Source organism: Pseudomonas rhodesiae (assembly GCF_013285305.1).
In the GTDB taxonomy this organism is placed as follows: Bacteria; Pseudomonadota; Gammaproteobacteria; order Pseudomonadales; family Pseudomonadaceae; genus Aquipseudomonas; species Aquipseudomonas rhodesiae.
Window position 1 is genome coordinate 3868668 of sequence record NZ_CP054205.1, and the last position, 24713, is coordinate 3893380.

At 63.4% G+C, this 24713-nt stretch carries 23 protein-coding genes; 10 read left to right on the plus strand and 13 right to left on the minus strand.

Annotation, left to right across the window (positions count from 1 at the left end; genetic code table 11):
- Window positions 1-66: 66 nt before the first annotated feature.
- From HRH33_RS17405 to pedF, 5 genes are all read right to left on the minus strand, one after another.
- Window positions 67-1842, minus strand: a complete 1776-nt coding sequence (locus HRH33_RS17405) for a PQQ-dependent methanol/ethanol family dehydrogenase (protein WP_167417919.1) — start codon at window positions 1840-1842, stop codon at window positions 67-69.
- Window positions 1843-1957: 115 nt separating this feature from the next.
- Window positions 1958-2890 carry a quinoprotein relay system zinc metallohydrolase 1 gene (locus HRH33_RS17410; protein ID WP_167417920.1) on the minus strand — a complete coding sequence of 311 codons (933 nt, stop codon included), beginning with the start codon at window positions 2888-2890 and terminating at the stop codon, window positions 1958-1960.
- Between the two features lie 16 nt (window positions 2891-2906).
- Entirely contained in the window at window positions 2907-3656 is a 750-nt protein-coding gene (locus HRH33_RS17415) for a quinoprotein dehydrogenase-associated SoxYZ-like carrier (RefSeq protein ID WP_034098920.1), read from the minus strand.
- Window positions 3657-3665: 9 nt separating this feature from the next.
- Window positions 3666-4541 (minus strand): substrate-binding periplasmic protein, encoded by an 876-nt coding sequence (locus HRH33_RS17420; RefSeq protein ID WP_094066485.1) that lies wholly within the window; start codon window positions 4539-4541, stop codon window positions 3666-3668.
- Between the two features lie 4 nt (window positions 4542-4545).
- Window positions 4546-5007 carry a cytochrome c-550 PedF gene (pedF, locus tag HRH33_RS17425; protein WP_034098924.1) on the minus strand — a complete coding sequence of 154 codons (462 nt, stop codon included), beginning with the start codon at window positions 5005-5007 and terminating at the stop codon, window positions 4546-4548.
- A gap of 254 nt (window positions 5008-5261) precedes the next feature.
- Here pedF and exaA point away from each other — a divergent pair, with 254 nt between their 5' ends.
- Window positions 5262-7151, plus strand: a complete 1890-nt coding sequence (gene exaA / locus HRH33_RS17430) for a quinoprotein ethanol dehydrogenase (protein WP_167417921.1) — start codon at window positions 5262-5264, stop codon at window positions 7149-7151.
- 222 nt (window positions 7152-7373) lie between these two features.
- Window positions 7374-8021 carry a pentapeptide repeat-containing protein gene (locus HRH33_RS17435; protein WP_167417922.1) on the plus strand — a complete coding sequence of 216 codons (648 nt, stop codon included), beginning with the start codon at window positions 7374-7376 and terminating at the stop codon, window positions 8019-8021.
- Window positions 8022-8102: 81 nt separating this feature from the next.
- Here the strand turns inward: HRH33_RS17435 and HRH33_RS17440 are convergent, their stop codons facing one another.
- Both HRH33_RS17440 and HRH33_RS17445 read right to left on the minus strand, forming a co-directional pair.
- The gene (locus HRH33_RS17440) at window positions 8103-8729 is read right to left on the minus strand and encodes a response regulator transcription factor (RefSeq protein WP_034110979.1); all 627 of its coding nucleotides are present in this window, start codon (window positions 8727-8729) and stop codon (window positions 8103-8105) included.
- Window positions 8726-9988, minus strand: a complete 1263-nt coding sequence (locus tag HRH33_RS17445; RefSeq protein WP_040269583.1) for a sensor histidine kinase — start codon at window positions 9986-9988, stop codon at window positions 8726-8728. The genes HRH33_RS17440 and HRH33_RS17445 overlap by 4 nt, the downstream gene beginning before the upstream one ends.
- Window positions 9989-10173: 185 nt before the next feature.
- Between HRH33_RS17445 and HRH33_RS17450 the strand changes: the two genes are divergently transcribed.
- From HRH33_RS17450 to HRH33_RS17475, 6 genes are all read left to right on the plus strand, one after another.
- Window positions 10174-11346 (plus strand): ABC transporter substrate-binding protein, encoded by a 1173-nt coding sequence (locus HRH33_RS17450; RefSeq protein WP_167417923.1) that lies wholly within the window; start codon window positions 10174-10176, stop codon window positions 11344-11346.
- Between the two features lie 26 nt (window positions 11347-11372).
- Window positions 11373-12332, plus strand: a complete 960-nt coding sequence (locus HRH33_RS17455; protein ID WP_034098929.1) for a YVTN family beta-propeller repeat protein — start codon at window positions 11373-11375, stop codon at window positions 12330-12332.
- Window positions 12329-13069, plus strand: coding sequence for an ABC transporter ATP-binding protein (locus HRH33_RS17460; RefSeq protein WP_047882601.1), 741 nt, complete (start codon window positions 12329-12331; stop codon window positions 13067-13069). The genes HRH33_RS17455 and HRH33_RS17460 overlap by 4 nt, the downstream gene beginning before the upstream one ends.
- Window positions 13066-13857, plus strand: coding sequence for an ABC transporter permease (locus tag HRH33_RS17465; RefSeq protein WP_034138669.1), 792 nt, complete (start codon window positions 13066-13068; stop codon window positions 13855-13857). Before HRH33_RS17460 ends, HRH33_RS17465 begins: the two co-directional genes overlap by 4 nt.
- A 107-nt stretch (window positions 13858-13964) precedes the next feature.
- Window positions 13965-14504, plus strand: a complete 540-nt coding sequence (locus HRH33_RS17470) for a PQQ-dependent catabolism-associated CXXCW motif protein (protein WP_167417924.1) — start codon at window positions 13965-13967, stop codon at window positions 14502-14504.
- A 23-nt stretch (window positions 14505-14527) separates the two neighbouring features.
- Entirely contained in the window at window positions 14528-15193 is a 666-nt protein-coding gene (locus HRH33_RS17475; protein ID WP_034098938.1) for a response regulator transcription factor, read from the plus strand.
- Window positions 15194-15359: 166 nt separating this feature from the next.
- On the opposite strand, the gene HRH33_RS17480 is transcribed toward HRH33_RS17475, so the two are convergent.
- The 5 genes from HRH33_RS17480 to HRH33_RS17500 form a co-directional block, all read right to left on the minus strand.
- On the minus strand, window positions 15360-17378 hold the full coding sequence (locus HRH33_RS17480) for a PAS domain-containing hybrid sensor histidine kinase/response regulator (RefSeq protein WP_178125586.1): 2019 nt from the start codon (window positions 17376-17378) through the stop codon (window positions 15360-15362).
- Window positions 17308-18465 carry a nitric oxide-sensing protein NosP gene (gene nosP / locus HRH33_RS17485; protein WP_034098939.1) on the minus strand — a complete coding sequence of 386 codons (1158 nt, stop codon included), beginning with the start codon at window positions 18463-18465 and terminating at the stop codon, window positions 17308-17310. Before nosP ends, HRH33_RS17480 begins: the two co-directional genes overlap by 71 nt.
- A 565-nt stretch (window positions 18466-19030) precedes the next feature.
- Entirely contained in the window at window positions 19031-19837 is an 807-nt protein-coding gene (locus tag HRH33_RS17490) for a sulfite exporter TauE/SafE family protein (protein ID WP_167417925.1), read from the minus strand.
- Entirely contained in the window at window positions 19838-21082 is a 1245-nt protein-coding gene (locus HRH33_RS17495; protein ID WP_167417926.1) for an NAD(P)/FAD-dependent oxidoreductase, read from the minus strand.
- Between the two features lie 51 nt (window positions 21083-21133).
- The gene (locus tag HRH33_RS17500; protein ID WP_167417927.1) at window positions 21134-21469 is read right to left on the minus strand and encodes an ArsR/SmtB family transcription factor; all 336 of its coding nucleotides are present in this window, start codon (window positions 21467-21469) and stop codon (window positions 21134-21136) included.
- A gap of 95 nt (window positions 21470-21564) precedes the next feature.
- Between HRH33_RS17500 and HRH33_RS17505 the strand changes: the two genes are divergently transcribed.
- The gene (locus HRH33_RS17505; RefSeq protein ID WP_034098943.1) at window positions 21565-22428 is read left to right on the plus strand and encodes an MBL fold metallo-hydrolase; all 864 of its coding nucleotides are present in this window, start codon (window positions 21565-21567) and stop codon (window positions 22426-22428) included.
- Window positions 22429-22792: 364 nt separating this feature from the next.
- Here the strand turns inward: HRH33_RS17505 and bkdR are convergent, their stop codons facing one another.
- On the minus strand, window positions 22793-23281 hold the full coding sequence (bkdR, locus tag HRH33_RS17510; RefSeq protein WP_034137807.1) for a Bkd operon transcriptional regulator BkdR: 489 nt from the start codon (window positions 23279-23281) through the stop codon (window positions 22793-22795).
- A gap of 195 nt (window positions 23282-23476) precedes the next feature.
- Here bkdR and HRH33_RS17515 point away from each other — a divergent pair, with 195 nt between their 5' ends.
- Entirely contained in the window at window positions 23477-24712 is a 1236-nt protein-coding gene (locus tag HRH33_RS17515; RefSeq protein ID WP_034110996.1) for a 3-methyl-2-oxobutanoate dehydrogenase (2-methylpropanoyl-transferring) subunit alpha, read from the plus strand.
- The last annotated feature ends 1 nt before the right edge of the window (window position 24713 follow it).

Genomic DNA, 24713 nt, shown 5'->3' on the forward strand with positions numbered 1-24713 from the left:
TAAGGTGCCCCCACCGCCGGGCGAATGCGCCGTTGGCAGGAGGGCACTGCTCATTTGGTCGTAGAACTAGTGTTTGGCCACCAGGTCCTTGGGCAACTTAAAGGTCCAGAGCATGCCGCCCTGGTTGAAGTCCTTGATGCGCTTGGCCACTTCACCGCCCCACAGCGGCACCGCGCCGCCCCACCCGGAGACCACCGAGACATACTGCTCGCCGTCCATGTCCCAGGTAATCGGCGAGCCGAGCACGCCGGAGCCGGTCTGGAATTCCCAGACTTTCTCGCCGGTCTTGGCGTTGAAGGCCTGCAGGAAACCTTCCGGCGTGCCGGTGAACACCAGGTTGCCTTTGGTGGTCAGTACCCCGCCCCACAACGGCGCGTAGTTTTTGTGGCGCCAGACTTCCTTGCCGCTGACCGGGTCGATGGCGCGCAGCACGCCGATGTAGTCTTCGTTCAACGGTTTGATGGTGAACCCGGCGCCGAGGAACGCCGCGCCTTTCTTATAGGCGATGCCTTCGTTCCACATGTCCATGCCCCACTCGTTGGATGGCACATAGAACAGCCCGGTGTCGCGGTTGTAGGCCATGGGCATCCAGTTTTTCGCGCCGAGGAAGGCCGGCGCAACGAACACCGACGTGCCCTTGGCTTCACTGCCCGGCGCGCCGGGGCGGCTGGCTTCGTTGTAGATCGGCCGGCCGCTCTTATCCAGGCCGGTGGCCCAGGTGATCTTGTCGACAAACGGGAAGCCGCGGATGAACTTGCCGTTGGTGCGGTCCAGTACATAGAAGAAACCGTTGCGGTCGGCCGTGGCCGCGGCTTTGATTTCCTTGCCGCCCTCGGTGTAGTTGAACGACACCAGTTCGTTCACGCCGTCATAGTCCCAACCGTCGTGAGGCGTGCTCTGAAAGTGCCATTTGATGGTGCCGTCGTCCGGGTTGAGTGCCAGGCGCGAGGACGAGTAAAGGTTGTCGCCGGGGCGCAGGTGCGAGTTCCACGGTGCCGGGTTACCGGTGCCGAACAGCAGCAGGTTGGTTTCTGGGTCGTAGTAGCCGCCCAGCCACGGCGCCGCGCCGCCGGTTTTCCACAGGTCCCCCGGCCAGGTTTTACCCGCTTCGCCGCCGGAGATGCCGTTTTCCACGGCCTTGCCGTCCTTGTACACATAGCCCATATGGCCTTCGACCGTCGGGCGGGTCCACAGCAGGTCGCCGTTTTTCGGGTCGTAGGCTTCGATCTTGCCCACCACGCCGAATTCGCCGCCGGCCACGCCGGTGATCAGCTTGCCATTGATCACCAGCGGCGCGGCGCTGATGGAGTAGCCTTCCTTGTGGTCGGCCACGCGCTTGCTCCACACCACCTTGCCGGTGTCTTTATTCAGAGCCACCAGTTTGGCGTCCAGGGTGCCGAAGAACACCAGGTCGCCGTACAGCGCCACTCCACGGTTGATCACATCGCAGCAGGGGCGGATGTCATCCGGCAGACGCGCATCGTACTGCCAGAGTTTCTTGCCGGTGCGCGCATCCACCGCGAACACCCGCGAATAGGAACCGGTGAGGTACATCACCCCATCCTTGACCATCGGCTGCGCCTGCTGCCCGCGCTGTTTCTCGCCGCCGAAGGAGAACGCCCAGACCGGGCGCAGGTCCTTGACGTTGTCCACATTCAGAGTGTCCAGCGGGCTGTAGCGCTGGCCTTGCACACCCAGACCGTTGGTGACGATCTGCCCGGGGTTTTTCGGGTCCTGGAGAATGTCCTGATCGCTCACGGCGGCCACGGCTTGGCCGGATAACAGGATGGCACCGAGCAACACACTCAAGGCGAAGGGTTGGCGACGTGCGGGTTGGGTCATGACGGCTACCTCTGCGGTTTTTTGTTATACCCGGGAAATTTTCCCGGTCTGGTGCCGATTCTTGGGCGCAGGGGCGTTCGTCACAATTGACCGCAGTATCGAGATTGCTAGTTCCTTAGTAGCGGGTATCCAGCCGTTGCATCTGCGCGCGCTCGTAGCGCGGGTACAGGTGGCTGACGCTGCGGGTCAGTTCGTAGCGGCTCAGGTTGATCGCGGCAAAGCGTTCGGGGATGGGGCTGCGGATCAGCTCGGCCATGTCGCTGCCGTTGGCGGCGCCGTCGCGTAGCAGTTGGTCGAGCCAGCCCAGGTAATCGCGCATCTGGGCGAACGGCTGCGCATCGGCGGCCACCGGGCCGTGGCCGGGCACGATCAGGGTCCAGGGCAAGGCTTGCAGGGTGTCGAGGTCGGCCTGCCACGCCGCCAGCCCCGGGCTATGCGGCGTGGTCAGGGCGCGCTGGTAGAACACCAAGTCGCCGGTGAACAGCACCCCGGTGCGCTGGTCGAGAATGGCCAGATCGGCGCCGGTATGCCCGGTCAGCGCCAGCAAGCGCAGGTCATGCTGGCCCACGCTCAATACACCGGGTTGCAGCGCCTGGGTCGGCAATACCACTTCGGTGCCGCGCATCCAGTCGCCGACCATGCGGTAGAGGTTTTCCGCCAGGCTGTCGCCCTGCTCGTGCAGCAAGCGCGTGGTGTCGGCCAGGGCGCCGATGGGCACGTCCTTGAACGCTTGGTTGCCCAGGGCGTGGTCAGGGTGATGGTGCGTGATCAGTACCTGGATCACCGGCTTGGGGGTGACTTGGGCGATGGCTTGGCGCAGCGCTTCGCCGTAGCGCCGCGACGGCCCGGTCTCGATCACCACCACGCCGGCCTCGGTGACGATAAAAGCGGTGTTGACGATATTGCCGCCATTGGCCTTGGCAAAGTTGTCGGTGCTGCCTTCGAGCAGCCAGGTGTCGGCGGCGATCAGCCGAGGCTTGAGGGCGTAGTCCAGGTCCGCCAGGGCGGGCAGGCTCAGGCCCAGGCATAACAAGAGAATCCAGCGCATGCCGCGCTCCTTCTGGTCAGGGGATGGCCGCGTCGAACTCATTGCCGCTGTTGTCGCGCAGCACCAGGCGAGTAGGCCCCGGTGCTTCGATGTCGAAGGCCAGGTTGGGGTTCTCGCTGACCGCCGGGAACAATTCCAGCTCGGCCAGCACCTGATCGTCCTGGCCACGCAATTGCCCATGGTTGATAAAAAACTCAGGGATACCGCTGACCAGGCCGTTGTCCATCGGGTGCGCCACTTGCACGCGCACGCGGCTGAATTCGCCACGGGGGTAGCGCCCGCCGAGCACTTCGCCCAGATGCTCTTCCCAGCCCGGCTGGCTGCGCACCACACTGGGCGCGGTGCAGCCGCCGCCGGCCGCGTCGATCAGCGCCGACCCCACATGCCATATGCCGTCATCGGTAAGGACCGCGGCGCGCAACGGCGTGGCTTGCTCGATGCGGATGCGCAGCGCCAGCCACGGCAGCACCCCTTCCTTGGGCTGGAAATCGACGATTTTCGGCAGCGGGTTCAGCTCGGCCCAGGCCAGGATCCTCACCACATGCCCCTTGAACGCCCGCGCGTCGATTTCCAGCGGCACCTGGCGCGCATCCTCGGCGAACGGCGGCGCCAGCAGCTTGACCCGCGCGTCGAACACGAACGGCGCGTCGGCCAGCAGCTGCTTGTGGTAGAAGGCCCACATCACCGAGGGCACCGGGTCGACCTCCACGGCATGGGCGGCCAGTGGCAGCCAGCAGGCCAGGATGCAGCTCAGTCGCCAGTTCATCGCCTGCTCCTATTGGTACATGTCGGGCACTTCGTAGCGTAGGCCGTAGTGGCGGTAGATCGCCTGCAAACGGCCGTCGCGGATCAGACCTTCAAGGGCTTCTTCCACCGCATAGGCCAACTGGCGATTGCTTTCGTGCACCGCCATGCCGATCTCCCAGCGTTGCCGCCCCATGTTCGGGTAGGCGTTTTCCGCCAACGCCAGTTGCGGGTCATGGGCCTGCTGCACCTGCCAGTCGATTTCCCCGCGCATGGCCATGACCGCATCGACCTTGCCGGCGCGCATCGCCGCAAACGCCTGGGTCACACTGGGGTAATGCTGGGTGCTGGCCGCGAGTTGGCCGTTGAACACCGAGGTCAGGTAAAACGATGGCACGCTGTCGACTTCCACACCGATGGGGTGCTGCTGGAACACCGCCACGCTGGCGACCTTATCCAGGCGCCGGCGGTCGTAGGCCACCTGCCATTGTTCATTCTGGTACGGGCCGAACATCACCACCTGGCCGTTTTCCAGCTCGCCTTGATCGTTGCGCCGTTGTGCGTAGTCGTGGTCGTAGGGCGCGCGCAGCATCAGGTCGGCCAGCTGATGGTGATGCAAGGGGCTGCCGCGCCAGATGTAGTCGCGCAGGTCGTCGTCGAGCTTTTCGCCGGCCGGCGCCCAGATCAACTTGAGCCGCACACCGAGCGCCTCGGCCAGGGCCTGGGCCAGTTCCACATCGACGCCTCGGGGGGTGGCGCCGTCCTCGAAACTGTAGGGAGCAAAGTCCTTGTACACCGCCACTTTGATTTCGCCGGCGGCGATCATCTGGTCATAGCTGCGCACCTGCGCCTGCGCCGTGTGGCAGCACAGCAAGGCCAGGCCCAGCACCACGGCAAACAGGCGCATGGCATCACTCCTCGACGTGCACGCTGTCCAGGTAGGTGCGCACCGCCCACAAGGCTTCCTGGCTCAGGTAGTCGGCCATCTTCGGCATGTATACCCGGCCGTCGCGCACCGCGCCATGGCGTACGCGCTCGACAAACCATTCATCACCGGCCTCTCCCACATCCAGCATGCGCAGGTCCGGGGCGATGCCGCCGGATTTGGCTTCCAGGCCGTGGCAGGCGGCGCAGTTCTGGTTGAAGGCGGACGAGCCGATTTCCACGGCTTTGTCATGTTCGGGCGAATTGCGATAGGGGTTGACCGCCGCCCAGCCGTCCTCGTTGACCGGCACGCCGGCATCTTTGATGGAGGTCAGGCCTTTGGTTTCCACCGCTTGCGGGACCACGTTGCCATGGGCCCAGGCGGCCCCGGCACCAAGCACACCGACCAGCAGACCGGCGACGAGCAAGGCATTGTGTGTTGTTGTCATTGTTTTTGCCCTCAGGATTGCACGCAACACCTCATTGCAGAGGCTCTGGCAACCATCTTAGAAACCCCGGAGCGCGGGCCGTATGCTGCTTTGGTGGTCGCGCCCTCCTCCCTTGGTAGTAGGGCTTGTGGGGCACGCCTAAAACAGCGGCGGCGCGGGAAATCTTCCCGGCCACGGCGGGCGTTTTTCCGTATCCGGCCAGCGCCGCGCACCGCACCCTGTGCAGGTCAAAACCGACACTGGGAACTGCAACCATGACAATAAGATCGCTACCCGTCCGTTCACCCTTGAGCCTTGCCGTGCAGGCCCTGCTGCTGGCCGGCAGCCTGGGCCTGGGCACCGCCGCCCTTGCCGCGGAACCGCCACGCCAGACCCGCGCGGTCACCTGGGAAGACATCGCCAATGACCACCTGAGCACCCAGGACGTGCTGCAATACGGCATGGGCACCAACGCCCAGCGCTGGAGCCCGTTGGCCAAAGTCAATGACAAGAACGTGTTCAAACTCACCCCGGCCTGGTCCTATTCGTTCGGCGACGAAAAACAACGCGGCCAGGAATCCCAGGCCATCGTCAGCGACGGCGTGGTCTACGTCACCGGCTCCTATTCCCGTGTGTTCGCCCTCGACGCCAAGACCGGCAAACGCCTGTGGACCTACAACCACCGCCTGCCCGACAACATTCGCCCGTGCTGCGATGTGGTCAACCGCGGCGCGGCGATCTTCGGCGACAAAATCTACTTCGGCACCCTCGACGCACGGCTGATCGCCCTCGACAAAACCACGGGCAAAGTGGTGTGGAACAAGAAATTCGGCGACCACGCCGCCGGCTACACCCTCACCGGCGCACCGGTGCTGATCAAGGACAAGGTCAGCGGCAAGGTGCTGCTGATCCACGGCAGTTCCGGCGATGAATTCGGCGTGGTCGGCCAGTTGTATGCGCGTGACCCGGACACCGGCGAAGAGGTGTGGATGCGCCCCTTCGTCGAAGGCCATATGGGCCGTCTCAACGGCAAGGACAGCACGCCGACCGGCGACGTGAAGGCGCCGTCATGGCCGAATGACCCAAGTACACCCACCGGCAAAGTCGAGGCCTGGAGCCACGGCGGCGGCGCACCTTGGCAAAGCGCGAGTTTCGATGCCGAAACCAACACGATCATCGTCGGCGCCGGCAACCCCGGCCCGTGGAATACCTGGGCGCGCACCGCCAAGGACGGCAACCCCCACGACTTCGACAGCCTCTATACGTCCGGGCAGGTCGGCGTCGACCCCAGCACCGGCGAGGTGAAATGGTTCTACCAGCACACCCCCAACGATGCCTGGGATTTTTCCGGCAACAACGAGTTGGTGCTGTTCGACTACAAAACCCAGGACGGCAAAACCGTCAAGGCCACCGGCCACGCCGACCGCAACGGGTTTTTCTACGTGGTCGACCGCAGCAACGGCAAGTTGCAGAACGCCTTCCCCTTCGTCGACAACATCACTTGGGCCAGCCATATCGACCTGAAGACCGGGCGCCCGGTGGAGAACCCAGGCCAGCGCCCAGCCAAGCCACTGCCGGGGGAAACCAAGGGCAAAGCGGTGGAAGTCTCGCCACCGTTCCTGGGCGGCAAAAACTGGAACCCCATGGCTTACAGCCAGGACACCGGCCTGTTCTACATCCCCGGCAACCAGTGGAAAGAGGATTACTGGACCGAAGAGGTCAACTACAAAAAAGGCTCGGCGTACCTGGGCATGGGGTTCCGCATCAAGCGTATGTATGACGACCACGTCGGCACCCTGCGCGCGATGAACCCCACCACCGGCAAAGTGGTGTGGGAGCACAAGGAAGCTCTGCCGCTGTGGGCCGGCGTGCTGGCGACCAAAGGCAACCTGGTCTTCACCGGCACCGGCGACGGTTTCTTCAAAGCCTTCGACGCCAAAACCGGAGAGGAGCTGTGGAAGTTCCAGACCGGCAGCGGCATCGTCTCGCCGCCGATTACCTGGGAACAGGATGGCGAGCAGTACATCGGCGTTACCGTCGGCTACGGCGGCGCGGTGCCGTTGTGGGGTGGCGACATGGCCGAGTTGACCAAACCGGTAGCTCAGGGTGGGTCGTTCTGGGTGTTCAAGATCCCGAGTTGGGATAACAAGACCGCGCAAAAATAACCCCCCGGCGAGAATACCGGGCCACCTTTTGCGGCAAGCGGCTCCCCAGTGGGAAGCAGGCTTGCCCTGCGCTCGGCTACGCAGCAGTCGTAGACCTGAGCGCAGGGAGGTGCTGGAGGAATGCCAGGGCCGCTGCGCAGCCCAGCGCGGGCGGTGCGACGATTCGACAAGCCCGCTCATCACAACAAGCTCGCTCACCACAGGATCCCCAGAGGTCGCACGATGAACTACCTGCCCTTGTTACTCCTGCTCTGCCTGCCCCTGGCGCACGCCGACGATGGCGACGACACCCCGCTCGTTATCAATGGCTGCACCATCGCCGAACACAGCCAATGCCCCGACGCCAACCTCAAGGGTGCCAACCTGCGCAACCAGAACCTGAGCAAAATGAACCTGGCCGGCGCCGACCTGCGCGAGGCGGATTTGCGCCATGCCAACCTCGACCTGGCCAACCTGGAAAAAGCCCAATTGCAGGGCGCCAACCTGACCCGCGCCAGCCTGCAACAAAGCAACCTGCGCCTGGCCGACTTTACCGGCGCCACGTTGATGGCCGTGCAAGGCTGGGGGCTGTTCGCCCAGGGCGCGCAGTTCGAAAACGCCAACCTCAGTGCGGCCTACCTGCAATTTGCGCGGCTTTCAGGGGCGAAGATGCACAAGGTCAACCTGCGCGCGGCCGACTTGGAAATGACCTGGCTGAGCAAGGCCGACCTGCAAAGTGCCGACCTCAGCGATGCGAATTTGCAGGAAGCCAAGTTCGGTGAGAGCAACCTGGAACAGGCCACCCTCACCGGCAGTCGCCAGCACTACGCGAACTTCCAGGACGCGAATATGGAAGGTTGTACGGATTGCCCCACCAGTTGGGATCGCTAGAACACTACTGAACCTGAGAAAAGTGAGCAGGCTTGGCCTGCTCATCAGGGCGTATCAGTCGTTGCCTCTGCACGCGCCCGCTTATCCAGCCACTCGCACTACTCCCATATCGATCCCCAGATGCACCAGCTCGGCATGGGAACTGACCTGCAATTTGCTCTTGAGCAAGGTCAGGTGGTTGGACACGGTCTTGCTGCTGATACTCAGTTGTTCGGCGATCTGGCGCATCGGCGTGCCCTTGGCCAGCATCAGGAAAATCTCCAGTTCACGCGGCGTCATACCCTGCCAACGTTGATCGCCGGGGGTGTAGGCCAGTTCGGTGGCCAGGGCCTGTTCGATATAAGCGTGACCGTCGAGGATGCGCCGCACCGCTTCGATCAACACCTCGGGGGCCGAGCTTTTGGTCAGGTAGCCCGAAGCGCCCGCGTCCAGGGCCTGGCGCACCAGGGGCAGTTCATCGTGCATGCTGAAAAACAACACACGCAGCTGCGGCAGGCGCTGGCGCAGGCGGCGCAGGGTTTCCAGGCCGCTGATGCCGGGCAGCCCGACATCCATGATCACCAGGTTCGGCACGGCCTCCTGCACGCGTACCAGTGCGTCTTCGCCACTGGCGGCTTCACGCACGTCAATGGCGGGCAACACGGCACGTAACAGGCTGGCGTAGCCCTGGCGCACCACGGCATGGTCGTCCACCAAGAGAATATTCATGACACCTCCAACGGCATGTTCAGCGCCAGCGCCCAACCGGCGCCGGGATGGCTAAGGACGCTCAGTTCGCCGCCCAGGCAGCGCGCGCGTTCGCCCATCGAGTACAAGCCCACACCCGGACGCTGCGGCGGCTGGGCACCGCGCCCGTTATCCCGTACCCACAGGCGCAAACGCGCACCGCGACACTGCAGGCGCACCCGCACCTGGCTGGCCTCGGCGTGCCGCAGCACATTGGTCAGGGCCTCTTGCAGCAGGCGATACAGATGGGTCTTGCTGGTGCTCGACAGCGCCGGTAAGTCGGGGCTGACTCGCAGCTGGCATTCGATGCCATGGCGGGTTTGCCACTGGCTTACCAGCATTGCAAATGCCTCGCCCAGCGGCAGGTGTTGCAGGGCCACCGGATACAGGTCGTGGACCAGCGCGCGAAAGCCTTGCTGAAGGTGTTCACAGTGATCCTCCAACTTCGCCACCGTGCGCGCCACCAAGGCCGGTTGGTCGCTGACCAGCCGTAGCAGGCAGGCCTGGGCACGAATACCGGCCAGGTATTGGCCGAGGTCGTCGTGCAGGGTCTGGGCCAGCTGGGTGCGCTCCTGTTCCTGTACCGCCAGCAAGGTGTGGGTGAGTTGGGTGTTGTCGCGTCGGGCCTGCTCCAGGGCGTCGGTCATGCGGTTGAAGTGCAGCGCCAGTTGCCGCGCCTCCGGCGAACCCTGGGTGCGCAGGCGCACGTTGAGCTGGCCGGCGCACACCTGTTGCAGGGCGCGCAGCAAGGCGTCCAGCACACCCATGCCGCGGCGCACGGCCCAGCGGATCGTCAACAGGCTCACCAGCAGCGCCAGCCCGCACAGGCTGAGCAACTGCTGTACGGAGTCCCAGACTTCATCGATCTCATCCCGTGGGTCGACGGCAATGGACACGCGCCGGCCATCGGCTAAGTCCAGCACCCGCGCGGTGTGCTGTGCGGGAGTCAAGACCCAGCGCCCGAGCCAGGCATCCAGCCCGGTTTGCTCGGGCGCAGGTGGGGTTTGGCCGGCGGCCAGCCAGTAGACGCGCACATGGCGCAGGCTGGCAGTCAGCTGTGGTTGCAGGCTGGCGGGGTCGCGCTCGGCGGTATCGCCCAGGTAGGCCACCACCGCCGCGGCCGATTGCAATTCGCGCTCCACGTCCGCCAAGGCTTGGTGCAGCAGTAGTGCCATACACGCGCCGGTCACCAAGGTGAAGAAGCCGCACACCCACAGGTTGATGCGCCACAGGGCCGACAGCCCAGGCCGGGCGGTGAAGACGCGCATGCTCGTGTCACTCCTGTGAATGAGGCTAGGGTGACCCATGCTAAGACCGCCGCGCGCCGGCGCGGCTACTACCTTGGTACTGCCTCAGCGCTACTTTCTGCATATTTGCAGCGGGCACGGGGCTTCCTATGCTGGCGCTACCTGTCATGGAGTGCCTTATGCGCCAGTTCGCCCCTTACGCCGTGATCTGCCTGCTGGCAATTGCCTGGGCTAGCCACGGCCAGGCCGCCGAAGCGCCCTTGCAGGTGCAGATCGGCTACCTGGGCTATCGGCCCGACCCGGGGCCACTGCTCTCCAATGTAATCCCCGAGCCCGCCGATGCCGGTCAACGCGGTGCCGAGCTGGCGATCATCGACAGCAACAGCACCGGCGCATTTCTCAACCAGCGCTACAGCCTGACCAGCGCCAGCGTGGACAGCCCCGAAGCGCTGCTCGCCGCGGCCCAAGCCCAACACGCCCAGGGCCTGCGCCTGTTCGTGGTGAATGCCCCCGCCGCCAGCCTGCGCCAGCTCAGTGCCGCCCTGCCCGACAGCCTGCTGTTCAACGCCGGCAGCGCCGATGACCGCTTGCGCAGCACCGAGTGCCTGGCCAATGTGCTGCATACCCTGCCCAGCCGCGCCATGCTCGCCGATGCCCTGGCGCAGTTTCTGGTGCTGCGCAAATGGCAGAAGGCGTTGCTGATTGTTGGCCCCACCGAAGACGACCAAGCCTACGCCGCTGCCCTGCGCCGCGCCGCCAAACGCTTCGGCGTGCAGCTGGTCGCGGAAAAAGCCTGGCGCTTCGATAACGACCAACGCCGCAGCGCCCAAGCCGATATGCCGCTGTTCACCCAAACCGCCGAATACGACGTGGTGCTGGTGGCCGACGAGCGCGGTGACTTCGGTGAATACGTGCCCTATCAAACCTGGTATCCGCGCCCGGTCGCCGGCACCCAGGGCCTCACGCCCACCGGCTGGCACAAAACCGTGGAAACCTACGGCGCCGCCCAATTGCAAAAGCGCTTCGAAGCCCTGGCCGGACGCTGGATGAACGACCGCGATTTCGCTGCCTGGATGGCCGTGCGCAGCGTTGCCAGCGCGGTGAATAAACTACACCAGGTCGACCCCCAGGCAATCCGGCAACTGGAGCTGAGCGAGCAGTTGCCCCTGGATGGTTTCAAGGGCCGCAAGCTCAGTTACCGCGCCTGGAACGGCCAGTTGCGCCAACCGATTCCCATCGTGCAGCCGCGCGCCCTGGTCAGCACTTCGCCCCAAGAGGGCTTCCTGCACCCTACTAATGAAATGGACAGCCTGGGTTACGACCAACCCGAGGTGACCTGCCGCTTTCCCTGATCGCCCACAATAATAAGGAACTCGCCATGCGCCGCACCCTGCTCTCATGCGCCCTGCTGCTTGCCGCCGGGCATGCCATGGCCAGCACCGCCTGGGTCTCCAACGAGAAAGACAACAGCCTGAGCCTGATCGACCTGAACACCCTGCAGGTCACCGACACCCTCAAAGTCGGCCAGCGCCCACGTGGCCTGCTGCTGTCCCATGACAATAAGCTGCTGTACATCTGCGCCAGCGACTCGGACCGCGTGCAGGTAATGGACGTGGCCACGCGCAAGATCATCAAGGAACTGCCCTCCGGCAAAGACCCCGAGCAGTTCGCCCTGCACCCCAATAACCGTTGGTTGTACGTATCCAATGAAGACGATGCGCTGGTCACGGTGATCGACACCGAGACCGCCAAGGTGCTCGGCCAGATCAGCGTCGGCGTGGAACCCGAAGGCATGGCGGTGAGCCCGGACGGCAAGTGGGCGGTCAACACCAGTGAAACCACGAACATGCTGCACTGGATCGACACCAGCACCCAGACCCTGGCCGACAGCACCCTGGTGGATCAACGCCCGCGCTTTGTCGAATTCAGCCACGACGGCGCGCAGCTGTGGGCCTCGGCGGAAATCGGCGGCACCGTGACCATTCTCGATGTGGCCAGCCGCAAGGTGCTCAAGACCTTGACGTTCGCCATCAAGGGCGTGCACCCGGACAAGGTGCAGCCGGTCGGCATCAAACTCAGCGCCGACGGCAAGTACGGATTTGTCGCCCTCGGCCCGGCCAACCATGTGGCGGTGATCGACGCCAAGACCTTCGAGGTGCTCGATTATCTGTTGGTGGGCCGCCGCGTATGGCAGCTGGCGTTCACCCCGGATCAAAAACAACTGCTGGCCACCAACGGCGTCAGCGGCGATGTGTCGGTGATCGATGTGGACAGCCTGAAGGTGATCAAGTCGATCAAAGTGGGGCGCTATCCGTGGGGCGTGGTGGTCACGCCATGAACGCCCTGACCGTGCAGGACCTGAGCTTCGCCTACGGCCCATGTCAGGCCCTGTGCGAGGTAGGTTTCAGCCTGGCGCCAGGGCGTTTTGCCGCGCTGCTGGGGCCTAACGGTGCCGGCAAATCTACCTTGATCGCGTTGCTCACGCGGCTGTATCACCTGCAACGCGGCGAGATCCACGTCGGCGGCCACTCCCTGCGCGACGCACCGCGGGCGGCCCTTAAACAGCTGGGGGTGGTGTTCCAGCAAAGCACCCTGGACCTGGACCTGAGCGTGGAACAGAACCTGCGCTATCACGCCGCGTTGCATGGCTTGTCACGCCGGCATACCGACCTGCGCGTCGAAGCTGAGTTGGCACGCCAGGGCCTCAGCGAGCGACGCCGTGAAAAGGTCCGCGCACTCAACGGCGGGCACCGGCGCCGCGTGGAAATCGCCCGCGCCCTGCTGCATGAGCCGCGCCTGCTGTTGCTGGACGAAGCCAGCGTCGGCCTCGACCCGGCCAGCCGCCTGGGGTTGAACCAGCATGTGCGCCAGCTGTGCCGGGAGCACGATCTGAGCGTGCTGTGGACCACGCACCTGCTCGATGAAGTGCACGCCGACGACGCGCTGATGATCCTGCATCAGGGCCGGTTGGTGGCCAGCGGGCAAGTCGACGCGCTGGTGCAGGAACATGACGGCGATCTGGGTCGTCTGTTCGCCGGCCTGACCCGCCCCACCGCAACGGGAGCGCCAGCATGAATGCGTATTGGCAGTGCCTGCGCGGCATCGTGCTGCGCGAATGGCTGCGGTTTGTGTTGCAGCGCACGCGGTTTCTCAGCGCCCTGGTGCGGCCGCTGTTGTGGCTGGTGGTGTTCGCCGCCGGTTTTCGCGCCGCGTTGGGCATCTCGGTGATCGAACCCTACGACACCTACATCCCTTACGAGGTGTACATCATTCCAGGGCTGGCCTGCATGATCCTGCTGTTCAACGGCATGCAAGGCTCGCTGGCGATGGTCTACGACCGGGAGATGGGCAGCATGCGCGTGTTGCTGACCAGCCCGCTGCCACGCACGTTTTTGCTGTGCAGCAAGTTGCTGGCCACGGCGTTGATTTCCCTGTTGCAGGTGTATGGGTTCCTGGCGATTGCCTGGGTCTACGGCGTGCAGCCGCCGGCCATGGGGCTGTTGCTGGCCTTGCCCGCATTGTTGCTGGTGGCGCTGATGCTCAGTGCGCTAGGGCTGTTGCTGTCCAATGGGATCCGTCAGTTGGAGAACTTCGCCGGGGTGATGAATTTCGTGATTTTCCCGCTGTTTTTCCTGTCGTCGGCGCTGTATCCGCTGTGGAAGATGCGCGATGCCAGCCAGTGGTTGTACTGGCTGTGCGCGGTCAACCCGTTCACCCACGCGGTGGAGCTGGTGCGCTTCGCCCTGTATGAGCGTCTGGCCGGCCTGGCCCTGGCGATCTGTCTGGGCCTGACCGTGCTGTTCACCCTGCTGGCAGTGCTGACCTTCAACCCGCAACACGCGGCGTTGCGCAAACCGGGCTGAGGCCGGCAAAACTACTACTTTGGTACTGGTTTTGCTGTCTATCGTCGCATTCCCAAGGGCGTGGGACTCACGTGTAATGGGCGCATAACGATAAGGATTGCCCCGCCATGCTGCCCGCCCGATTACCCCTGCTGGCCCTGCTGTGCCTGCTCACCGCCCAGGTCCAGGCCGACACGCCACTGTTTTCCGCCGACGGCTACCGCATCAGCCTGTACCGCAGCCCTACGCCCGAGCATGTGTCGGGAGCGGCCATCGTCGACACTCCCGCCCTGCAAGCCTTGCTCGGCCAGGCGCCCGCACCGGTGCTGATCGACGTTTACCGTCGCCAATGGCTGCAAGGCCGCTTTATCGAAGACCAACCCCACGCCAACCTGCCCGGCAGCCGTTGGCTGGCCAATACCGGCGACGGCGACCTCACGCCGGAATGGCAAGGTTATTTCGTGCGGCACCTGTACAAGTACACCGGCGGCGACCTGTCGCGCCCGTTGGTGTTCTATTGCCGCTCCGATTGCTGGCTGAGTTGGAACGCGGTAAAACGTGCCGCCAACCTGGGCTATACCTCTGTGTATTGGTACCGCGACGGCTTGGATGCATGGGAAGCGGCAAACCTGCCAGTGACGGCTGCGACACCCGAGCCTTTTCAATAACCACTACAAGAAGGTGAACGGCCATGTACAAAATCCTGATTGCCGACGATCACCCGCTGTTTCGCGAGGCGATCCATAACGTCATCAGCGACGGCTTCCCCGGCAGCGAAGTGATGGAAACCGCCGACCTGGACAGTGCCCTGGCCCTGACCCAGGAACACGACGACCTCGACCTGATCCTGCTCGATCTGAACATGCCGGGCATGCACGGGCTCAACGGCCTGATCAACCTGCGCAATGAGTCGCCAACCATCCCGGTGGTGATCGTTTCTGCCGAGCAGGACAAGCAGATCGTGCTGCAAGCCATCACCTATGGCGCGGTGGGGTTTATCACCAAGTCCTCGCCGCGCCTGCAAATGACCGAGGCGATCCAGCAGATTCTCAACGGCAATGTGTACCTGCCGCCGGACATCATCCGCACCCAGAAACCCGGCGCCCAGCGCCGCCTCAACGAAAACCCGGGCTTCGCCCCCGAACTGCTGCAAGCCCTGACCCGCAAACAATTGCTGGTGCTCGAACGCATGACCAAAGGCGAGTCGAACAAACAGATCGCCTACACATTGGAAATCGCCGAGACCACGGTGAAAGCCCATGTATCGGCCATCTTGCGCAAGCTCAATGTACACAACCGCGTACAGGCCATCCTCAGCGCCGGCGACATCGACTTCGGCTCCTACCTGCGCCGCTGAGCCTCCAGACAAACGCGGGGCAAAAGGTGGGAGGGGTCCCCTCCCACATCTTGATCTGTGTGAATCAGCACCGGCTATTCTCAATCTTGGCTCATGCCTGCGACGCTGATCCTCAGACAAACGAGGGGCAAAAGGTGGGAGGGGGCTTGCCCCCGATAGCGGTGGTTCATTCAATGCATGAGCTGGCTGACAGGCCGCCATCAGGGGCTTGCCCCCTCCTCCCCTTGCCCAGTAGATGGCTCATGGCAGTTTTCAGCTTCATCGGCCGTACCGGTTTGTGCATCAAGGTGTGCCCCTGTTCGCGGATCTGTTGCTTGAGTTCGTTGCTGTAGTTGGCGGTGATCATCAGCGCCGGTATCGGACGACCGCGGCGGGCGTTGATGCGGGCCACGGCGTCGACGCCGTTCTGGTCATTGTCCAGGTGGTAGTCGGCGATCAGCAGGTCGGCCTCGGCGTGGTAGTTGTCGACCTGGCCGGCCAGGTCCTGTTCCGATAAGGCGGTGACCACCTGGCAGCCCCAGCCTTCGAGCAGGGTGCGCATGCCGGCGCAGATCGCCGCGTCGTTATCCAGCACCCATACCCGGGCGCCCTGTAAACGCTCCAGCATCGGTTCGCTCATGCTCGGTGCGGGCAAGGTCTTGGGCGCGGTGGCGCTCAAGGGCACCTCCACGGCAAACATCGAGCCCTTGCCGGGTACGGATTTGACGCTGATGCGATGGCCCAGGATGCCGGCGATCTTTTCCACAATGGCCAGGCCCAACCCCAGCCCGCGATCCTGATCGCGACGCTGCACATCGCCGCGTTTGAACTCCTGGAAAATCTCCTCCAGGCGCTCCTCGGCGATGCCCATGCCACTGTCCCACACCTGGACCGACAAGCGCTGATGCTGGCGACGACAGCCCAATACCACACGGCCGCTATAGGTGTAGCGAATCGCATTGCTCAACAGGTTGCGCAGAATCCGCGCCAGCAGCTGGATATCGCTGTGCACCAACGCCGAACACCCGATGAAATGCAATTCCAGCCCTTCGCTGCGGGCCAGTTCGGTGTATTCGGCCGCCAGGTTGTCCAGCAGCTCGCTTAGGGCGAACGGCGCGATATCGGCCTTGATCACGCCGGCGTCCAGCTTGGAAATATCCACCAGGGTGCCCAGCAGGTTTTCTACGTCTTCAAGGGAGTTGCTCACATTGCGCACCAGGGTTTCATTGGCCTGGGGCTCGCGACGCTCCAGCAAGGCGCCGGTGAACAGACGCGCGGCGTTCAGCGGTTGCAGCAGGTCGTGGCTGACGGCGGCAAGGAACTTGGTCTTCGACAGGTTGGCCTGTTCGGCTTCGCGCTTGGCTTCGCGCAGACGGGTTTCCATGCGGCGGCGCTCATCGATTTCCTTGAGCAACTGGTCGTTGAGCGCGGTGAGTTCCGAGGTGCGCTGGGCGACACGCTGCTCCAGGTTCTGATAGGCCTGATGCAGGGCCTCGGCGGTGCGTCGACGCTCGGTGATGTCGCGGATCAGCACGAAAATCCCCACTACTTCGCCCGTGGCCAGGCGGTTAGGCACGTAGGAGCGCAGCATGTAGCGCTCCTGGTTGTTGATATTGGTTTCGGCGAATTCAAAGGTCACGCTCTCCCCCGCCAGAGCGCGCGCGACATACGCATCGAGACGCTGGCAGTGCTGCTCGCTGTGGACCTCGCGCAAGCTCTGGCCGAGCATCATGCCCGGAGGCCAGCAGTACCATTGTTCGTAGACTTTATTGGTGAACTCATACACCAGGTCGGCATTCAGGTAGCCGATCAGCGCGGGGACGTGGTCGGTGATCAGGCGAATCCAGCGTTCGCTTTCCTGGGCCTTTTGCGCGGCGGCCTGCTCACGGCGCAGGGTTTCGGCGCGCAGGCGGGCATTGATCAACAAGTGGTTGCTGGCGCGCAGTTCGGCCATTGCCTGGTTCAAGGCGTCGGTGCGCTCACGTACTTGCTCGGCCAACACCACCGAGTGCTGGAACGTGGTGTACGGGTCATTGCCCTGGGACACACCGGACTCGATGCGTTCGATCAGCGCCGCGTTGATCCGCGCCAGCTTGTGGTTGTCCACCCGCAGGCGCGCCAGTTCGGCCAGCAGTTCAGTGCGGCCCAGGCGCGCGTCCTCGGGCAATGGCGACCCCGGTAAAGGTCTGGTTGATGTGCATGCCATTGAACTGTTCTCCGTAGGTGTTGAAGCCCAGCACGCGTTGGTCCTGCAGGAAACCGCCGATCTGTTCCAGGGTGTCGGCGTCTTCCAGCTCCAGGCGCCGCAGGAAACAGTCGCAGCCGATGGTCAGCAATAGGTCGCCGAGGCGCGTGTGCAGGCCGTCGAACAGGTTTTGCAGGTTTGGCAGGATCGGCCCGGGTTCCATCACGGTGAGCACGATGCCGTTTTCCACCGCGCAGTAGAAACTCAGGCTGAGATCGTCATGCACTTGCTGGATCGCGCGCACGTAATACTGGTCGTGGATGCGCACTGCCAGCGGGTGGGCAGCGAAGATGCGGTGATCGAGGTCGGCCACCGCCACGCCGATATGCCGCGCGTATTCTTCAGCGGCAGGTTCGGCATTGAGTTCGAATACCCGGCGGGACGGGCTGTCGGCCGCGGTCACCACCAGTTTTTCCGCACGCGGCAGGATGTGGTGAGTGGTGAACACTTCAAAATCCAGCCAGGTGTTGACCAACACCACCACCGCCGCGCCGCTGTGAAACGCACCGTTGAAATACACATGGGTGTGGGTCAGGAAGTTGTCGTCACCGGCCGAGCCGCCGAAGTGCGGGATATCCCCCAGGGCCGCGCTGAGGGCAGCGAGCACCATTTCTTCGCGGCTGGACAGGCCATCGAGCAAGGTCAGGGCAAAGGTGTTGCCTTTGATCGGCGCCAGGGTGTTGCTGCGGCAACCGCCCACCAGGCGTTCGACCATGTGCTGGGCATCGATCAGGCTGAAGTGCTCGACCTGGTCGATCAGTTCAGTGGCAATGGAAAAGTGCGCATGGTTAAAGCCCATCGCGGTCACGCAATTGCGCCCGTAGCCCTGGGGCGTGATCTCGCCGGCGCTGGTGCAGCCGACCACGCGCACGCTGCCGAAGCAGTGCTGCAAGGCATTGCCCAGGGCCTGCAAATCGTAGGAGGCCGAGCAGAAAAACAGCACGAAACCCAGGTACGGATGCAGCAGCTGTCGCGCCAACTCTTCGGCGGCCTGCCCGGCGTCGGTTGCCTGGGACATGGCGCTCACTACGCCTTCGTGGTTGTGCATCGTCGACTCTCCCCTCAGAGGCTTGAGTGTACGAAGGCAGAGGCGGCGGCCCTATGCTACTTGGGTACTGGGTGGGGGATGCGATGGGATGAAAGTGCGCAAACGCACAGAGGATTCAAATGTGGCAGGGGGCTTGCCCTCGATCGCGGCCTGACAGTCGACCAGGAGGTTGGATCAAACCGAGTACATATCCATTGCCGCGGTCACGGCGGCTATGGGTTCCGCCCTAACGGCGGGTCACTTTTGGAAGAGCGCCAAAAGTAACCAAAAACGCTTTGCCCCACCACTCGGCACCTCGCCTAGGCTCGGTGTGCCCGTAATTCGACATTGATTTGGGGGGCCGCCGCCACGCGCCATCCATGGCGCGGGGCGGCTAAACCGGCATCCCTGCCGGTTTACCCTCCAAATCAATGCCGAATTCCGGCCAGCGTGGTTAACGGGGCGCATGAGATCAAAAGCAAGAGCGGCTCGCTTCACATCGTGGTGACTGGGGGTTGCTACCCATTTGTATAGAGAGCTATGCCAATCAAGAGCCCTCCTCCCACATTGCAATTGCATTTCAAGTTCAGCGTAAAGCGTTCAAAAGCATTCCCGCTGCAACCACGACACATAGGCTGGCGAACCCCACCTGCAAGGTGCGTGCGGCAATCACCGAGCATAGGCGCCGGCCGATCAGCATGCCGACGATGCTCGCGGCGATAAACACCCAGCCCACGGCGTCGATACGGACGCCGGCATGGAACGCGCCGACCACGCCGATCAGCGAGATCAGGCTGATCACCATCAATGACGTGGCGACGATGCCGCGCATCTGCACGTCGGTGAGTTGCTTGAACGCTGGCACGATCAGAAAGCCGCCGCCGACGCCGAGCAAGCCCGACACCGCACCGGTGATGGCGCCCAGCGCAGCCAGGGTGGCCGTGCATTTGGCGGTCCAGGCCAGGCGCCCGGTCTGCTGGTTGAGCATGCAGTTTTTCTGGCCCCAGGAGGCGGCGCCATGGTCGCTCGGCCCGGCCTGGTTTTTTTCCCGTTGCAGCATGCGCCAGGCCACCAGCACCATCAACGCGCTGAACAGGCCCTTGAGCAACGCTTCGGGCATCTGGTGAGCGACGAACACCCCCAGCGGTGAAAACAACGCGCCGAGCAAGGCGATCAGCAAGGCGGCGCGATAACGCACCAGGCCATGGCGCAAACCGTCTATCGCCCCCACCGCCGCCGCCGCGCCCACCGCGAGCAACGACACCGGCGCGGCCTGGGTCATGCTCAAGCCCAGGCCCAGCACCAACGCGGGCACGCCGAGGATGCCGCCGCCCGCGCCGGTCAGGCCCATGACCAGGCCCATCAACACCCCCAACACACTGGCCAGTAGCATTCAGTCCACCTTGCTCAGACGGGTCAGCCACTCGCGGCCCTTGAGCATGCCGTTCCAGTAGAACCACGGCAGCAAGGTCGCCTTGAGCCACCACATGGAGCGGCGCGCTTGGGTCGGGTCGAGGGCGAAGGTCGGCAGCAATTTGCCGCCGTAGCCGAACTCAGCCAGCACCACTTTGCCCTTCTCCACCGTCAGCGGGCAGGAGCCATAACCGTCGTACTTGAGCGGCAACGGCGCCTGCTTGCGCAGGGCCAGCAGGTTTTCGGCGACCACCACGATCTGCTTGCGCACGGCGGCGGCGGTCTTGGCGTTGCTGGTGCCGCACACATCGCCCAAGCCAAAGATGGGCGCATAGCGCTGATGCTGCAGGCTGTGCGGGTGCACATCGCACCAGCCGGCAGCGTCGGCCAGCGAGCTGTGGCGGATAAATTCCGGGGCCAGTTGCGGCGGCACCACGTGCAGCAGGTCGAAGGTTTTTTCGACGCGAGTGACATTGCCCTCGGCATCCTTGACCTCGAACCAGGCTTTGCGCGCCGGGCCGTCGACCTTCACCAGGTTGGCATTGAAGGCCAGGCGCGCGTTGTATTTCTCCACGTATTTCATCAACGGCGGCACGAAGGTCGCCACGCCGAACAGCGCCGCGCCGGCCAGGTTGAATTCCACGTCGATGTTTTGCAAATGGCCCTGCTTGAGCCAGTGGTCGCACGACAGATACATAGCCTTCTGGGGCGCGCCGGCGCATTTGATCGGCATGGCCGGCTGGGTGAACAGTGCCTTGCCGGCCTTGAGTTGCTTGACTTGCTGCCAGGTATAAGCGGCGTGCTCGTAGCTGTAGTTGGAAGTCACGCCGTGCTGGCCGAGGGTGTCCTGCAAGCCTTCGATTTTCTCCCAGGCCAGGCGCAGGCCGGGGCAGACAATAAGGTTGTTCCAGGTCACGCGCTGGCCGTTGTCGAGCACCAGGCTCTGGCTGTCCGGCAGCACCTCGGTGACGGCGGCCTGCACCCAGGTCACGCCATTGGGCAGCACATCGGCCAAAGGGCGGCGGGTCTTTTTCAGGTCGTACGCGCCGCCGCCCACCAGAGTCCAGGCCGGTTGGTAGCAGTGGTAGTCGCTGGGTTCGATCAGGGTGATGTTCAGGTCGGGGTCGCGCTTGAGCAGGCTGGCCAGCAAGCCAATGCCTGCCGAACCGCCGCCGATGACAACGATGTCGCTACTGATGGTCTGGCCCCAGTGTTGGTCGGTCATGGTCTATCGCCTTTTTTTGTCAATGCACACAAGGGTCGCTGCCGGATGGCGTCACGCCCAGCTTTTTATGACCGCGCCGCAGTAAAGGCCGGACAGGGTCCTCATCACTTGGATCACTTCGTGGCTGGCCAGTCCGTAGAAAATGTATTTGCCTTCGCGACGGGTGGCCACCAGCCCTTCGTCGCGCAGGATGCCCAGCTGTTGCGACAGCGTCGGCTGGCGCACGCCGGTCATGGTTTCCAGCTCGCCCACATTGCGTTCGCCCTGGGTCAACTGGCACAGGATCAACAGGCGGTCTTCGTTGGCCAACGCCTTGAGCAAGGCACAGGCCTTGGACGCGGAAGCACGCAGTTGGGCGACTTCGCCCTCACTCAAGGTAGATTCCATTTGCTTCGGGTCCTGTGTGTCACTTAATCTGAAAACATTATGTGTAAACATAAAGTGATTGTAATCACTTTTTTCCAGCATCAGGGGCTACCGCCATGCCAGCGTTGATTCAATCCTTTCTGGACGAGGCGTCGTCGACCTACACCTACGTGGTCTATGAAGCGGACGGCGGTCCCTGTGCCATCGTCGATTCGGTGCTCAACTACGATCCGGCCTCCGGTCGCACCGACACCGCCCAGGCTGACAAGGTGATCGCATTCGTGCACGAGCACGGGTTGCAGGTGCAGTGGTTGCTGGAAACCCATGCCCACGCTGATCACCTATCCGCCGCGCCGTACCTGCGCCGCACGCTGGGCGGCAAGATCGCCATCGGCCAGTGCATCAGCCAGGTGCAAAACGTGTTTAAAAACCTGTTTAACCTGGAGCCGGAATTCCACGCCGACGGTTCACAGTTCGATCATCTGTTCGCGCCGGACGAAATCTTCCACATCGGCCGTTTGAAAGCCCAGGCGTTGCATGTGCCCGGGCATACCCCGGCAGACATGGCCTACCTGATCGACGGCAAGCTGATCCTGGTGGGCGACACACTGTTCATGCCGGATGTGGGCACCGCCCGCTGCGACTTCCCCGGCGGCGATGCGCATCAGTTGTACGCGTCGATGCGCAAGTTGTTGGCCTTCCCCCTGGAAACCCAGTTGTACGTGTGCCACGACTACCCGCCCCAGGGACGCGAGGCGAAATGCCTGACCACGGTGGCCGAGCAGCGCGCAAGCAATATTCATGTGCATGACGGCGTGGATGAAGCCGCGTTCGTGGCGATGCGCACCCAACGCGATGCCGGGTTGGGAATGCCGACGCTGCTGCTGCCGGCGATTCAGGTGAACGTACGCGCGGGGAATATGCCGCCGGCGGAAGACAACGGCGTGGTGTATTTGAAGATCCCGCTCAACCAGCTCTGAAATGCGGGACTCGAGATGCCCAAGATGGCGGTGTTACAGGCAGCTTGGCGCTAGCTGATTCACCGCCATCGGGGGCAAGCCCCCTCCCACCCGTGTGCCTGGGTGCATCAGCGACCCAGGCTGATGCCGTGACCAGGGCACGGGCATTTACTAAAGGCTGCCCCATCACTTTGTAGTGAGCGGGCTTGCCCCGCGCTGGGCTGCGCAGCAGCCCCATTCCAGGCAATGTTGTTTTACCTGGCCCACCGAGGCGGCTGGATTAGGGCCGCTGCGCGCCCCGGCGCGGGGCAAGCCCGCTCACTACAAAAACCTTGTGCTTTCACTGAAGAGGGCAAACGCCCTCCCACCTGTGTGCTTGGGTTCATCAGGAACCCAGGCTGATGCCGTTGGAGGGCAATGGCAACGCAGTCTTGTAGCGCACCTGCTTGAGCGCAAAGCTGGAGCGGATATTCGCCACGCCCGGCACTTTGGTCAGAAAGTCCATCATGAAGCGTTCCAGCGCCTGGATCGTCGGCACCAGTACGCGGATCAGGTAGTCGGGGTCGCCGGCCATCAGGTAGCACTCCATCACCTCGGGGCGATCGGCAATGGCGCTCTCGAACTGTTGCAGGGCCAGTTCGTTCTGCTTTTCCAGGCTGACGTGAATGAACACATTGACGTGCAAACCCAGCAGATCGGCGTCTAACAGGGTGACCTGCTCGCGGATCAGGCCCAGTTCTTCCATGGCCTTGACCCGGTTGAAGCACGGGGTGGGCGACAGGTTGACCGAGCGCGCCAGGTCGGCGTTGGTGATGCGCGCATTCTCCTGAAGGGCGTTGAGAATGCCGATATCGGTACGGTCCAGTTTGCGCATGAGACAAAATCACCTGTTTATTATGTTTATGCAGTTTTTTTATCCGCAAATAGTCCTGAGCGCAACGAAACACAGATAAATATTCTTCTACGCCCCGCCTATGATTGTTGTAGGACAAGATTTCTCCTACCCGGAGACTGACTGTCAGCTAGCGCGCCCACTACAAGAAATTCACAAGATAGAGCGTAGAAAGCCATGACCCAGCAGTACGAACCACTGCGCCTGCACGTTCCCGAACCCTCGGGCCGCCCAGGCTGCAAGACCGATTTCACCTACCTGCGCCTGACCGACGCCGGCCTGGTGCGCAAACCCGCCATCGATGTAGAACCCGCCGACACCGCCGACCTGGCCAAGGGCCTGATCCGCGTGCTCGATGACCAGGGTCAGGCCCTGGGGCCGTGGGCCGAAGGGGTTCCCGTGGAGGTTCTGCGCAAGGGCATGCGCGCCATGCTCAAGACGCGGATCTTCGACAACCGCATGGTGGTCGCCCAGCGTCAGAAAAAAATGTCGTTCTACATGCAGAGCCTTGGCGAAGAAGCCATCGGCAGCGCCCAGGCCCTGGCCTTGAACATCGACGACATGTGTTTCCCCACCTATCGCCAGCAAAGCATCCTGATGGCCCGCGAAGTGCCGCTGGTGGACCTGATCTGCCAGTTGCTGTCCAACGAGCGCGACCCGCTCAAGGGCCGTCAGTTGCCGATCATGTACTCGGTCAAAGACGCTGGGTTCTTTACTATTTCCGGCAACCTCGCCACCCAATTCGTACAGGGCGTGGGCTGGGGCATGGCCTCGGCGATCAAGGGCGATACCAAGATCGCCTCGGCCTGGATCGGCGACGGCGCCACCGCCGAATCGGACTTCCACACCGCCCTCACCTTCGCCCACGTCTACCGCGCGCCGGTGATTCTCAACGTGGTCAACAACCAGTGGGCCATCTCCACCTTCCAGGCCATCGCCGGCGGTGAAGCCACTACCTTCGCCGGACGCGGCGTCGGTTGCGGCATTGCCTCCCTGCGTGTGGACGGCAACGACTTCATCGCGGTGTACGCCGCTTCCGCCTGGGCCGCCGAACGTGCGCGCCGCAACCTCGGCCCGACCTTGATCGAATGGGTCACCTACCGCGCCGGCCCCCACTCCACTTCGGACGATCCGTCCAAGTACCGCCCCGCCGACGACTGGAGCCACTTCCCGCTGGGCGACCCGATTGCCCGACTCAAACAGCACCTGATCAAGATTGGCCAGTGGTCCGAAGAGGAACACGCGGCGGTCAGTGCCGAACTGGAAGCCGAAGTCATCGCCGCACAAAAACAAGCCGAGCAGTACGGCACTCTGGCCGGTGGCCAGATTCCAAGCGCCGCGACCATGTTCGAAGACGTCTACAAAGAGATGCCGGAGCACTTGAAGCGCCAGCGTCAGGAGTTGGGGATCTGAC

What these genes read in the sequence shown, in the direction of transcription:
- HRH33_RS17405 (WP_167417919.1), bottom strand. Translation starts at nt 1,842, where the DNA reads ATGACCCAACCCGCACGTCGCCAACCCTTCGCCTTGAGTGTGTTGCTC.
- HRH33_RS17410 (WP_167417920.1), bottom strand. Translation starts at nt 2,890, where the DNA reads ATGCGCTGGATTCTCTTGTTATGCCTGGGCCTGAGCCTGCCCGCCCTG.
- HRH33_RS17415 (WP_034098920.1), bottom strand. Translation starts at nt 3,656, where the DNA reads ATGAACTGGCGACTGAGCTGCATCCTGGCCTGCTGGCTGCCACTGGCC.
- HRH33_RS17420 (WP_094066485.1), bottom strand. Translation starts at nt 4,541, where the DNA reads ATGCGCCTGTTTGCCGTGGTGCTGGGCCTGGCCTTGCTGTGCTGCCAC.
- pedF (WP_034098924.1), bottom strand. Translation starts at nt 5,007, where the DNA reads ATGACAACAACACACAATGCCTTGCTCGTCGCCGGTCTGCTGGTCGGT.
- exaA (WP_167417921.1), top strand. Translation starts at nt 5,262, where the DNA reads ATGACAATAAGATCGCTACCCGTCCGTTCACCCTTGAGCCTTGCCGTG.
- HRH33_RS17435 (WP_167417922.1), top strand. Translation starts at nt 7,374, where the DNA reads ATGAACTACCTGCCCTTGTTACTCCTGCTCTGCCTGCCCCTGGCGCAC.
- HRH33_RS17440 (WP_034110979.1), bottom strand. Translation starts at nt 8,729, where the DNA reads ATGAATATTCTCTTGGTGGACGACCATGCCGTGGTGCGCCAGGGCTAC.
- HRH33_RS17450 (WP_167417923.1), top strand. Translation starts at nt 10,174, where the DNA reads ATGCGCCAGTTCGCCCCTTACGCCGTGATCTGCCTGCTGGCAATTGCC.
- HRH33_RS17455 (WP_034098929.1), top strand. Translation starts at nt 11,373, where the DNA reads ATGCGCCGCACCCTGCTCTCATGCGCCCTGCTGCTTGCCGCCGGGCAT.
- HRH33_RS17460 (WP_047882601.1), top strand. Translation starts at nt 12,329, where the DNA reads ATGAACGCCCTGACCGTGCAGGACCTGAGCTTCGCCTACGGCCCATGT.
- HRH33_RS17465 (WP_034138669.1), top strand. Translation starts at nt 13,066, where the DNA reads ATGAATGCGTATTGGCAGTGCCTGCGCGGCATCGTGCTGCGCGAATGG.
- HRH33_RS17470 (WP_167417924.1), top strand. Translation starts at nt 13,965, where the DNA reads ATGCTGCCCGCCCGATTACCCCTGCTGGCCCTGCTGTGCCTGCTCACC.
- HRH33_RS17475 (WP_034098938.1), top strand. Translation starts at nt 14,528, where the DNA reads ATGTACAAAATCCTGATTGCCGACGATCACCCGCTGTTTCGCGAGGCG.
- HRH33_RS17480 (WP_178125586.1), bottom strand. Translation starts at nt 17,378, where the DNA reads ATGGCATGCACATCAACCAGACCTTTACCGGGGTCGCCATTGCCCGAG.
- nosP (WP_034098939.1), bottom strand. Translation starts at nt 18,465, where the DNA reads ATGCACAACCACGAAGGCGTAGTGAGCGCCATGTCCCAGGCAACCGAC.
- HRH33_RS17490 (WP_167417925.1), bottom strand. Translation starts at nt 19,837, where the DNA reads ATGCTACTGGCCAGTGTGTTGGGGGTGTTGATGGGCCTGGTCATGGGC.
- HRH33_RS17495 (WP_167417926.1), bottom strand. Translation starts at nt 21,082, where the DNA reads ATGACCGACCAACACTGGGGCCAGACCATCAGTAGCGACATCGTTGTC.
- HRH33_RS17500 (WP_167417927.1), bottom strand. Translation starts at nt 21,469, where the DNA reads ATGGAATCTACCTTGAGTGAGGGCGAAGTCGCCCAACTGCGTGCTTCC.
- HRH33_RS17505 (WP_034098943.1), top strand. Translation starts at nt 21,565, where the DNA reads ATGCCAGCGTTGATTCAATCCTTTCTGGACGAGGCGTCGTCGACCTAC.
- bkdR (WP_034137807.1), bottom strand. Translation starts at nt 23,281, where the DNA reads ATGCGCAAACTGGACCGTACCGATATCGGCATTCTCAACGCCCTTCAG.
- HRH33_RS17515 (WP_034110996.1), top strand. Translation starts at nt 23,477, where the DNA reads ATGACCCAGCAGTACGAACCACTGCGCCTGCACGTTCCCGAACCCTCG.